Origin of the sequence: Aporhodopirellula aestuarii (assembly GCF_023701485.1) — a bacterium.
Taxonomy (GTDB): domain Bacteria; phylum Planctomycetota; class Planctomycetia; order Pirellulales; family Pirellulaceae; genus Rhodopirellula; species Rhodopirellula aestuarii.
Genome location: NZ_JAMQBK010000032.1, coordinates 72,967 through 84,306 on the forward strand (window position 1 = coordinate 72,967; position 11,340 = coordinate 84,306).

Here is an 11,340-nt window from a genome sequence, read left to right on the forward strand (position 1 = left end):
GCGAAGCAAGTCGCAACGCGACCAGACAAAACACGGGTGTGCTTACCGAACCACTGGGAACAGCACCTGTCATCGCTTCGCGACTTGGTGTTTGCGGGGGCCGTCGAACGCGGACCGGCATCCGCGGGAACGATCCGATGCGTCAAGCATCAGTTCTCCCACTTCGCCAACTCGTCCGACCATTGCTGCAATCGCCCCCGGTGCTTTTCGATCCCCGCGAGTGCCGACAATAGCAACAATCCTGTCGTGATCCCAAACACCCACCACGGCCAAACCGCATCAATCGACTGCGTCGCGTGCCATACCATGCTGGTCACGCCCATGAAGATGAATATTGCACCGAGATAAAGAAACGGTTTAATCCGGAGCATCACACCAGCCAACATCCCCGCCAGCGATAGCAAAACGAGGATCACCGGCCCCCACAGCGAACTTCCAATCTCGCTCATCAGCATGTCCGCTGTACTGCTGAGATAAATCACCAGCGTCGCCCCATAGCGGATCGCCGAACCGACGGTTGGATCGAGCTGATCGCGTTGCCAATACGCCACCGCGAGCACACAGACCGCAGGCGGGATCAACCACGCCTGAGGATGCGTGAGAAAATCCCAGCCCGGCATTTGCGTCAGCATCACCCACAAGGCCCCGTTGGCCAAAACGACCGTCGCCACCCGTGGCAATCCACGTTTCCACATTGCCGACATCACGCCGTAATAAATCGCACCCACGACCAGCAATCCCTGATAAGACGTCGTCCCGCGGTAAAACGTCCACGACCAATCTTGCGAATGCAACATCGATGCATACGAACCACTGAGCCAGAATCCAACGATCGGAATCATCGGTAAGAACATCGCGGTCCGGCGCATCGTCTCCGACAACACCGCGTCGCCACGCCGAATCGCCCATTGGGTCAGTCCGATGCTCGCAAACGCGATCAACATCACGATGTACGGCCAGACCTGGCGCAGACCCAAAAACGCGATTGAACTGCGGCACAAAAACAGGTGCAACCACGTCAGTGCCGCGATCGCCTGAGCCGCATACAATAACTGCCGTCGCCGTGAATCGTCCAAATGCAGCCAATTCTTTTGTCCCGCCATGCCAGCCAACGGTTGCCCCACCGCGGGCCCGCTCAAGACCGCGACGACACCCGCCATCAATGCCAGACCGCCTAAAATGATCGCGACGACCACGACTAGCGGCATCGCAATCCCCGGGATGCCCATAGCGCTGCTGCGAACCACCATCTCGATCCCGAGCATGATCACTAAGGACACCGCGGCGACGCCTGCCGACAGAATCCCACCACGACGCAACGCTTGCTGCCAACGCGCCAAAAACGCGCCACCGAGCAATCGAGGCACCATCAGCAAGATCACGCCAATCGCCAACACCGAAGCGATCAGCAATCGCATTGTCGCCGTCAACGCCCATTCGCTCGCATCAGGCTGGCCCAACACTGCGATCAACCCCAACGTCCAAAGCCCGACTGAAACGCACCCATTCCGCCGACGCATCGCCGCATCTGAAATCGTCGGTTGCGTTTGCTCGGCCAACTGAAAGAGCGACCACGCCGAAATCCCGATCGCCAACACGCTCAGTCGCACCCAATTCGCGTCCGCCTCCGACAAAACCAATCCGACCGAGACCAACGTCCCAAAGAACACTAATCCGATCACCACTCGCTCAACAGCAGTCCCCAACCGATCGACGACCGGACCACGAACCACCATTGCTTCCAATCTCGATCGCAACCGCTCAAGCGAGCCCAATCCCCAGACCATGACTGACATCGATGACGTCGCCGCCAAAATTGCGATTACCCAACTGACATCACTTTCGACCTGCCATACCCTCGACAAACTCTTCGCAAGCACCGCGGAACCGGCCGCAATCAACCACATCGATACGGTCCACATCGATACCGGTCGTGTGGATGCTAACGCTGGTCGTAACCACGCCGACGCAGCCACGCCCCACGCGATCACAAATTGGAATCCTCCCATCACGGAGGACAGATTCGTTGCACCAACACCTCGCCACCTCATGTTCACGTCCAACATGAAAACGCTAGCCAACAACAGCAGCACCAACAAAGTGGAAACACCCAGATCAGCTCGTGCCACCTGAGCGTAGCCGTGCACCGTCAAACGATCGCTCCGCCACAACACAGTACAGGCCCCAATCCAACCAAACACACAGGTCATCTGGACCAGGTCGCCCGATGGGATATCAGGATGCGTGGCCAACAAAAATGCACCCGCCAAAACCACAAACCAACCGAGCGTCCGCGGCAAAACAGCGATCGGGCGAAACGTTCCTGCCGAAACATCGGCCACCGCAAACCGCATCAGTGCCACCGCACCGATCACCTGGCCGGCGAATCCCAGCCATGACACCCAGCCCTCATAACCGACCGCCACATCAAACGCGCCGTCCAAGCACAGGAACGCGATCACGAACAACAACACCGCCTGCACGCTGACGTGCCACGCCTGCAATTGGGCGAAACCTCGCCAAACCAACACCGCCGACGCAAAAGAACCCAACAGTCCACACGCCATCACGACCAACAACGAATCCGCCACCGCGATCCAGCCCATCGCGATTGCCAAACATGCCAAATGCCCACTCATCACCGGCAACACAAACGGAACAACGCGGACGACAGACAGACGGCTGATGCCCCACTGCGACGACCCCAACGACGTTTCCCGGCAGCAAACCGCCAAGGCCAACATCGAAACGATTGGGCCGAGCGGTAAACTCCACGAAATCGTCCATGCGGACTCGCTCATCAATCCTGCCAAAACCATGCCTGCAGACAGGAGACCGACAGCGCCGATCCAGCCTCGCGACAGTGCCGCGCCTTGATCGACATCAGGTTCTCCAGAGGTTCCCACACCCGATCGATTGCCCAACCACGCGATAGCGAGCCATAACACCGACCCCAAAGCTGATGCTTGCCACCAAACGACTTCTTCCGTCGCGTAGAAAACAGGGACACTGATACCAATCGCGGCCGGCAGCAAAAGCGCCGACAACACGCGGCTCGCATCGACCGCACGCCCCATCGCACCGGTTACCAAAACATCGCCTTGCTCAGATGCGTTCGAACCGGCCAACCCCGGTCCGGCGTCGTCCACCTCGCCGCGTTCGCCAAACAAACGATTGCTAAATAACAAGGCCAACGAAGCCGCCACCCACCAACTCGCCACCGCCAACGTGCTCCATCGGTCCGGCGGCAATCCCTCCGAGAGTGGCTTCCACCAGTTCGACGACAGCAACACTGCCGAACCCAGCGACACCAACACCCCGACCACTCCCGCACCAACAACGCGATCCTCAAGACTTGTGTTTGGCGATTCCACGTCACGCCGCGTGATCCAACGAGAGATCCCCCACGCCGCGATCACCCCGCCACACGCCAACGTCGTCGTAGCGATCAGCCGCAACGACGGCAACTCCGTGAGGTAGGCTGAAATCGCCATCGCGAGCAGCAGCCCACTGATCGCTCCCACCGCCCCTAATACCCGGTGCATCGACCGGCTCGGTTCGCGGAATTGACTCAGCCAAACCCCGCCACCCAAACACGCTAATAACGCCAACCGCCCCAACGCACGAACGTCCAATTCCGAATCGACTACGAACCATCGATCCAGCGGCGTCCCCAACGGTCCGGTCAGGATAGCGACGTAACGCCATACCACGGCAACGACCAACAATCCCAACGCGACCAACAGCATCCAACCGTCTGGCATCGTCCGCCGCGACCATGCGGGGTCAGCCGTCAGCGGATTGTCAAAACGATCGGGAACGAACCTCGCCGCTTCGCGGATCAACAACCACAACATTGCCGCGGCGACCGTGACTCCCGCAAGATTCCACAACGCGTCCCCGCTCCTCCACGCAGGCGAAAACCAAAGCTCAACCCTACCGTAATGCGTCACGCCACAGTAGATCGCAGCCGCCGAAACGAACATTGCGATTTGCAGATAGCGACGTTGCCGAACGAAGATCGCCCCAATCGCCAACAGCCCACTCGCCGCGGCGATCATCCAACCCGACGTTCCCCATTGCGGCGACACAATTGATTCCGAAGCAAAGCCGAGTGCCGCCTGCGTCGCTAACCACCCCACCACTCCGCATGCCGACGCGGCCGACACTTCCACAAAACGCCCCACGGCCACCAGCGATTTCTCGCCCCAACCAAGCTTGCCTCCGATCGCCAACGCCAGCATCGATCCGGACAATCCGAGCAATCCCAGCGAAAGCGACTCGTAGTCGACGACCGGTTGACCTTCGCTCCAGCGAACTAAGCCGAGGCAAGTGATCCAAAAACACGTTCCGGCGATCGCCGATACCCACGCCAAGATCGGCTTACCAACCGCAGCAACGGCCGCAGAGACCATCGCCGCGAACAGCACACACGCCAATCCCCACACCGGCAGCATCCCTAACCAACTCGCCGGCGCAATGCTCAACACCATCGCTTGCACACCCGCAACCGAGCCCCAAAGCGCCGGCACGATTGCCATTCGAACCATACTCGGCTGCACCGCCGTCGCACCTGTATCACCTCGTTTGCGGCTCAAAACCAGACCGATCACAGCCCCCAATGCTGCGATCGTGATCGCCACCAACAACGGCTCACCACCCATGAACGCTCGCCAAACCGGAACGTCGCTCCAAGCCTCCCCGGCCAACCAAAACGGCGACGACAACATTGCGGCAACGCCCACCGGCACGCTCGCTTCGGCTAGCCGCGGACGTCGGTACAACAACGCCCCCACCACCGCCATCGCGACCGACATCGCCAACGCGTGAGCCCACAACCAACGAACCTGTTCGATCGAGGCGGGTGTGATCGCGAGCGAGCATCCGACCGCGATCACCCCAATCACCACACAAATGAAACGCGGCGTCGCCCACTTCGATTGATTCGCCAGAATCCTCGCAAAACCGCCGTGCACCATCGCCAGCGATACCCAAACGGGCACCGTTGCGATCGCGATTTGAATCCACGCCGCACGACCATCGGCCTGGTACAGGAACGCCGCGTAAACGACCACGCTGGCGAGCGACGCGATGGCAACGCCCAAGTGCAACCAATGGTTCTTCCAAAACCGTTGCCCCACCTTCATCATTCGATCCGCTTCGCCGCCGCGGAGCCGGAAGTGTCGACGCGTCGGCATCACGAGCGTAATCGCCGTCACAATCGCCGGAACGATCACAAAACTGCCCGCACTCACGCCTAGTAGGCGGCCCGCCGCGGGCAATAGAGGCAGACACAACGTCGGCACCACCACGCTCGTTGTCAACGAAACCGCCCCACCGCGGCCGACCAGGGCGAGCGATGCCTGCCACATCAACCAACCGCACACCGCCGTCCCAATCACGATCGCAGCGAGCGTAACGGGCGAGGCCAACGAAACGGTATCGATACTTGCGCCCGCCGCGGCCAATCCGGCCAACACGCACAATGGCACGAGCAGCGTCGCGATGATCAGCACCGCTCGCGACGTATGCCGTAGCTTCCAACGCCGCATCGTGTACAAACCCGCTGCAAAAATCGCAGCATCCGCTGACATGAAGATCAGCGATGGAACCACGCGGTGCTTCGAGGTGATCGTGCTCCACAAACTCACCACCAAACCGATCGAACACACCACGATCATCAACCCGGCAACCAACTCACCCCAACGGATGTTGTGATCGGCCAAGAATGACGTCACGACTTCCGATAACGCCCGCTTGGCAGGCATCGGTTGCCGAGACGGCCCGTGTGCTTCGTCGCTGAGTGTCTGTGTTTCTGCGCCTAGTTGAGTCGTGCCCGGCGAACCCGCCCAGACACTCGCTGCTGGCGGAGCCGAAACCGAGGTCATCAAGTCCCCGGCTGGCTCCGGTGAGGCTGTCACGGCATGCGTCTTCGCCGGAGTCGGTACAGCCCCGGACTCCGCGGGCAGAATCGCTGGACTTGCCGGCGGACTCACCATCTCGCTCGACGGTGACGCTACCTCCAACCCGGCAAACTCCCTCGCCTTCGCTTTCAATTCCCCCGCCGTCTCTGCCGAGATTTCCTCCGTCGCCGTCAACGCGTCCACCATCCGTTCGAACGCCGCGATGTCCTTTACCGGACTCGGCCGCTCGGGCTGACCTTTCGGTCGCCAGCTTGGAGGTAGCCGGCCAGCCAGTCGACCCAATTGCGTTTCCCCGTTCGAGCCGTCCACGCCGAACAGTCGCTGATAGACCGCTTGGACCGTCAGCCAGGTGCCATGCCCCAGCGCAGTAATGAACGCCCAGACAACGAGGATGTAGAAGATGGTGGCCATGGCGATTGCCGTACTGGACAGATAAGAGGGTACAAACAAGCAAAGTTAGCTTTCCCAGAGCCCATCGCGGCAAAAATCTGCGCGCGCCTCGGTTTTTTCGCGATTTTGACGCGATTTCGAGTCCTTCACACTCGGTGTTGCGGCTCCTGACGACACCACGCGAAGCGTAAAAATGCCGAGCGTCAGCCCAGCCAACTGCGTCTACCAATCGGTGAGCCCGCGAGATAACATGCCCTGAGTTTTCCCCACCCACAATTCGCTAGTCGGTTTCGTTTTGTCTCGCCGGTACCAACTCATCGATTTCGGCAACGGACGTAAACTCGAATCCCTGGCCGGAAGGCTGATCGATCGCCCCTGTCCTGCCGCCGACAACGCCTCGCCGCGGGATCCATCCAAATGGTCCGACGCAGAAAGCCATTTCGATCTCACCACCCGAACTTGGCGTCATCGCACTCCGTGGCCCGACGACCTGCACGTCGAAGTCCAGCAAGCTCCGCGGCAACGCCACGACGCTGACGCCGCCGAGGAGCCCGAAGACCAGTTGCTGCTGCGGATGCCGGTACAGCCCACACCTTTCGGACACATTGGGATCTTCCCCGAACAAACCGACAACTGGCGCTGGCTGATGCAAACCGCACCGGCGGACGATCTCCCCGGTCGGGCGAACCAGCGGCAAGCATTGAACTTGTTCGCATACACCGGTGCGTCAACCATCACGATGGCACGCAGCGGATTGAAAGTCGCTCACGTCGACGCGGCCAAACCGAACGTCGAAGCGGCCAAGCGAGTCGCGGCCGCCAACAATCTCGACGACGCGCCGATTCGATACCTCGTCGACGACGCGGCCGCGTTCGTGCAGCGAGAAATACGTCGTGGCAATCGCTATCACACCATCGTGCTCGATCCACCCGCCTACGGACACGGCCCCAAAAGCAAACGCGCGCCACGATCACCTGGAAAACGACCGGCCCGACAAGCCCAAGCGTGGCGGATCCAACGCGACTTGCCCGAACTCCTAGAGAACTGTTTCGAATTGATCTCCGGACGATCGTTCCGCATCCTCGCCACCGGCCATTCCGCCGAGATGGATCAATCCGATGTGCTCAAGTCGATGCAGCGAATTCTGTCTCGCAGCCGCTTGGGTCGACTCCAACCTCAATTTGAAACCGGACGCATGTCGCTGCCCGATCCGAGCGGCCGAAAACTCGACGCCGGTTTTTACGTCCGCTGCTGGAAAGAAGAATCGACGTAATTTTCAGGCTCGCCTGCTTACCTCTTTCGAATCTGATCAATCCGGCGGCGGTGATGCAGCATCGTCCGCACAACGTCGAGCCCCGCCAGCGCGACGATCGTACACAACACCAACATCGCACTCATCCAACACCCGATCCACCACTCACGGCGGTCAGGCGTCGCCAACGTCGCGCCGAGGATCAATAACCCGCACAGAAAAAACAGCCCATTCACACGACGGCGCGACCGGGACCGCCGACGCAGATAAGCCTCATCCACGGGATCGTCGCGGCTGTCATTTGGCCATCCGATTTGCTCGGTGCGAAACAGCCAAACGGAAAACAACATCAACGTGGTCGCTATGATCAATCCGCCGGCAAACATTCCAAACTCCCTTCATCCGAGTGAGTCCATTGTTGAACTCACCACGCCCCAAACTCACTCGCGAACTCATCAACGCATCCGCTGACAGCTATTTTCCTGACTGTTCGACGAGCCACTGATGTACCGTCCAAGTTACCGCAGCCAAGCTCGTCCCGCTACATTTTTCAGGCACGTCTTCGGTCGTGTGCCAATACTGTGGTGCACGGAATCCCGGACGGGGATAATCGAAATCGATCAAATCGGTGGTCGGGATGCCGGCGATCTGATTGAGCGGCAAGTGATCATCGCGGATGTCTTGCATGCGAGTTCGGGGAACAAACGCACGAACTCCCAGTCGACGCGCCGTTTGCCAGATCGATTTGGTCACGTCGCGAGCGTATCGCAAACTGTTGCGTTCATAGAGCAACTGCAACTCACGGTCACCCACCATGTCCAACAACACGCCGGCGCGATAACCCACTGCTGGCGGTGACATCTTGTACTGCTGCGCAAAATGGGTCGATCCGAGGAAATAATCGTCTCGCCCTTCCGAAAACACAAATTCTTCAGCATCGAACAAGACAACATCGACGCCCACGTCAGCGGGCAGGCTCGAAAACTGATGGCTCATTTCCATCCACGCCGCCACGCCACTGGCGCCATCATTGGCACCGATGAAAACTCCCTTCGGGTCCTTGCGATCGCGATCCGGGAACGGACGCGTGTCATAGTGGGCGCACAACAGAAACCGAATCGGACGATCCGGATACCAGCTCGCGATCAAGTTAGCCATTTCCACCGCCTCACCCGTCAACGGATGGCGGATCGACGCCTTCTGCAACTCGACCGACGCACCGTTCTCGGTGAAGAAGTCAGTCAAGAATTCTTGCTGCCGCTTCATCGCTTCGCTGCCCGTAGGCCGCGGCCCGAAGTCGCAAATCGTCTCCAAGTAGCCCATCGCCCGTTCAGGCGAATAGATGGCCGGGATTGGGCGGAGGGTGAGCTCCAGCGGTCGATCGAGCCCCCGATCCGAACCACCTAGAAAATAGATACCCAGCCCCGCGCCGATCGCGATTCCGAAGATCAACAACGGCCACGATCGCCGCAGCCTCCCCGCGAATCCGACCCGCTGAGACTCTGGCCGAGACGTCGCCGAACGCTGAGGTATCGCCGTCATCGCAGCGTCAGACGAGTTTTCAGAGTCGCTCGGCGAGGCCGGCCGGTCGGCGGGTCGATGTTTCATTGCATGTTGCTGGCGAGAAGCCGCCGGATCCGAAACCGTCATCAAGGAAATCCCATTTCCAGGAACAAAAAACCGCCGGCGAATTGTACCCGGCAATCCAGTCCACCCTAGCGAAAGGTGGCCGGTTTCGGTAGAGTTTGTCGTTCGAAAGCCGGACTTCCCACCCACCCCAAGGGAAATCCGACCCACAACGGGATGTGGCTCAGCCTGGTTAGAGCGCTGCACTGGGGGTGCAGAGGTCGCAAGTTCGAATCTTGTCATCCCGATCGCCGTTAAACGCCGACTCAGCCCGCAAATCGCGGGCTGTTTTCGTTTCCACCCCACCGTCATCGCGAATGACTCAACGTGACCGGAACGGCAACTTTGGGCCGAGCTGGCTTGAATCGGATGCGTTCACAGGTGCATCAGCCGCACAATCCGAGACGGGGTAGGCGAGCAAAAGATCGCCAACACCTCGACCGCCTCTGCCGTGTTGCAGCAACCGAGTATCTGCCTAGGTGTTCATCGGAAAATCGACATTGCTGTGACGCATCGCTGCCTGGGCAACACGAACAGCCACGCCAGCCAACGACAAGGGCGTCCCAAAACTGTGGCGTAAAGCATGAACGTGAACGATGCAGCCCTCGGCAACTTTTCTGGGGCTGCTAGCGGCAACAATGTCGCGGTTCATGATCCGCGGCACTCCCGAACGAAAATAAAGCCCCGTCTGAAACGCTCGTGTCCTATCATCAGACGGTGCTCAGCCGTTTCGACGGGTTGCAGAAAATTGGCCGACGTCTTTAGCCCGGATATTACGTAGGCCGGACCGAGGTCGCGAAAAACCCTGCCGTATCCGCATAAACCTGATTTGCTCGAAATACATTCTGTTATTTTCAAAATCAATCAATTTGCGACCGTAGTTCCGGCTTGGCAATGGTTGATGCGATACGGCCTACGAATCGCGTGCAATATCCGGGTTAGCGCACAAGGCTTCGCTACCACTTCTCTTTAGGACTTTCGTCACATGAAGATTTTGTTTCCAACACTTGTCATCGCCTCGCTAGCTGCGATGTCAAATATCTCAAGCTCACAACTGTACTCACAAGAGACTGTGGTGGCCCCCGCCGGTGCCGCCGCGTCCACAGACTCCCAAGCCACGCCCGGCCGAACATCTCCTTTCACCCAACTGGTGTGGCAGGACGAGTTCGACGGCGAGATGCTGGACTACAGCAAGTGGGGCGTCGAAGTCAACGCATTTGGTGGCGGCAATAGCGAGTTGCAAATTTATACCGACCGTTCGGAAAACGTTCGGGTCGAAGACGGATGTCTCGTTTTGGAGGCGCGGAAAGACAATGCTGCGGTAAGTGGCACCGCGCGTGAGTACTCCTCGGGACGAGTGCGAACCAAGAACCGGGGTGACTGGAAGTATGGCCGCATCGAAATCAGAGCTCAATTGCCTTCAGGTGCCGGGCTCTGGCCGGCAATCTGGATGTTGCCAACGGAAGACCGCTATGGTGGGTGGGCGGCCAGTGGCGAAATCGACATCATGGAAATGCGTGGGCAAGAACCCAACATTGTCTTGGGGACGCTGCACTATGGAGCGACGTGGCCCAACAATAAGTTTTCGGGGGATCAGTTCACACTGCCCGAGGGCAGCTTTGCGGATGACTTCCACGTCTTCACCGTTGATTGGCGTGAAGGGGAAATCCAGTGGTTGATCGATGGCCAGCACTATCAAACACAGACGGAGTGGACAACGGAGGGCCACGAATTCCCAGCCCCCTTCGACCAAAAATTTCACCTTTTGATCAATCTTGCTGTCGGCGGTCACTTCCTTGGGCCCCCCAACGACTCGACACCGTTTCCAGCCAAGATGCTGGTCGATTACGTCCGCGTCTACCAATAACGCGGGATTGCATCACTCCAATCCGGTCACTGCGATGGATCTGTGGGGCCAGGGACTGCGACAGCGAGGTCCGCTTGGATGACACGTGCAGTGATCGGGACGTGGTCTGCCTAGCCCGCAATGAACAAGGCAAGGGGTTTGGGTCGCACGTGGCAGACCAAGTTCAGCCCCATCGACATTCCGGCCGCCTGCCCAAGTAGGCTTCCGCCCCCGAGACTCCTGGACTGACTCAGCGATTTGTGCCGTGGTGCCTTTGAAATCGGCTAGAGCATTTTCCTTAT

5 protein-coding genes and 1 tRNA gene are annotated in these 11,340 nt (G+C 59.2%); 3 read left to right on the forward strand and 3 right to left on the reverse strand.

Features of this window, described 5'->3' with window-relative positions; translation table 11 throughout:
• Nucleotides 1-149: 149 nt before the first annotated feature.
• The gene (locus tag NB063_RS13270) at nt 150-6,335 is read right to left on the reverse strand and encodes a hypothetical protein (RefSeq protein ID WP_250929214.1); all 6,186 of its coding nucleotides are present in this window, start codon (nt 6,333-6,335) and stop codon (nt 150-152) included.
• A 274-nt stretch (nt 6,336-6,609) separates the two neighbouring features.
• Between NB063_RS13270 and NB063_RS13275 the strand changes: the two genes are divergently transcribed.
• Complete coding sequence (locus tag NB063_RS13275; protein WP_250929215.1) at nt 6,610-7,587, forward strand: class I SAM-dependent methyltransferase; 978 nt, start codon at nt 6,610-6,612, stop codon at nt 7,585-7,587.
• A gap of 17 nt (nt 7,588-7,604) precedes the next feature.
• Here NB063_RS13275 and NB063_RS13280 read toward each other — a convergent pair whose 3' ends face one another.
• Complete coding sequence (locus NB063_RS13280; RefSeq protein WP_250929216.1) at nt 7,605-7,916, reverse strand: hypothetical protein; 312 nt, start codon at nt 7,914-7,916, stop codon at nt 7,605-7,607.
• 124 nt (nt 7,917-8,040) lie between these two features.
• Complete coding sequence (locus tag NB063_RS13285; protein WP_250929217.1) at nt 8,041-9,174, reverse strand: M28 family peptidase; 1,134 nt, start codon at nt 9,172-9,174, stop codon at nt 8,041-8,043.
• A 191-nt stretch (nt 9,175-9,365) separates the two neighbouring features.
• Between NB063_RS13285 and NB063_RS13290 the strand changes: the two genes are divergently transcribed.
• Both NB063_RS13290 and NB063_RS13295 read left to right on the forward strand, forming a co-directional pair.
• Nucleotides 9,366-9,440 (forward strand) — tRNA-Pro (locus tag NB063_RS13290).
• 737 nt (nt 9,441-10,177) lie between these two features.
• Nucleotides 10,178-11,059, forward strand: a complete 882-nt coding sequence (locus NB063_RS13295) for a glycoside hydrolase family 16 protein (RefSeq protein WP_250929218.1) — start codon at nt 10,178-10,180, stop codon at nt 11,057-11,059.
• The last annotated feature ends 281 nt before the right edge of the window (nt 11,060-11,340 follow it).

What these genes read in the sequence shown, in the direction of transcription:
- NB063_RS13270 (WP_250929214.1), bottom strand. Translation starts at nt 6,335, where the DNA reads ATGGCCACCATCTTCTACATCCTCGTTGTCTGGGCGTTCATTACTGCG.
- NB063_RS13280 (WP_250929216.1), bottom strand. Translation starts at nt 7,916, where the DNA reads ATGTTGTTTTCCGTTTGGCTGTTTCGCACCGAGCAAATCGGATGGCCA.
- NB063_RS13285 (WP_250929217.1), bottom strand. Translation starts at nt 9,174, where the DNA reads ATGAAACATCGACCCGCCGACCGGCCGGCCTCGCCGAGCGACTCTGAA.
- NB063_RS13295 (WP_250929218.1), top strand. Translation starts at nt 10,178, where the DNA reads ATGAAGATTTTGTTTCCAACACTTGTCATCGCCTCGCTAGCTGCGATG.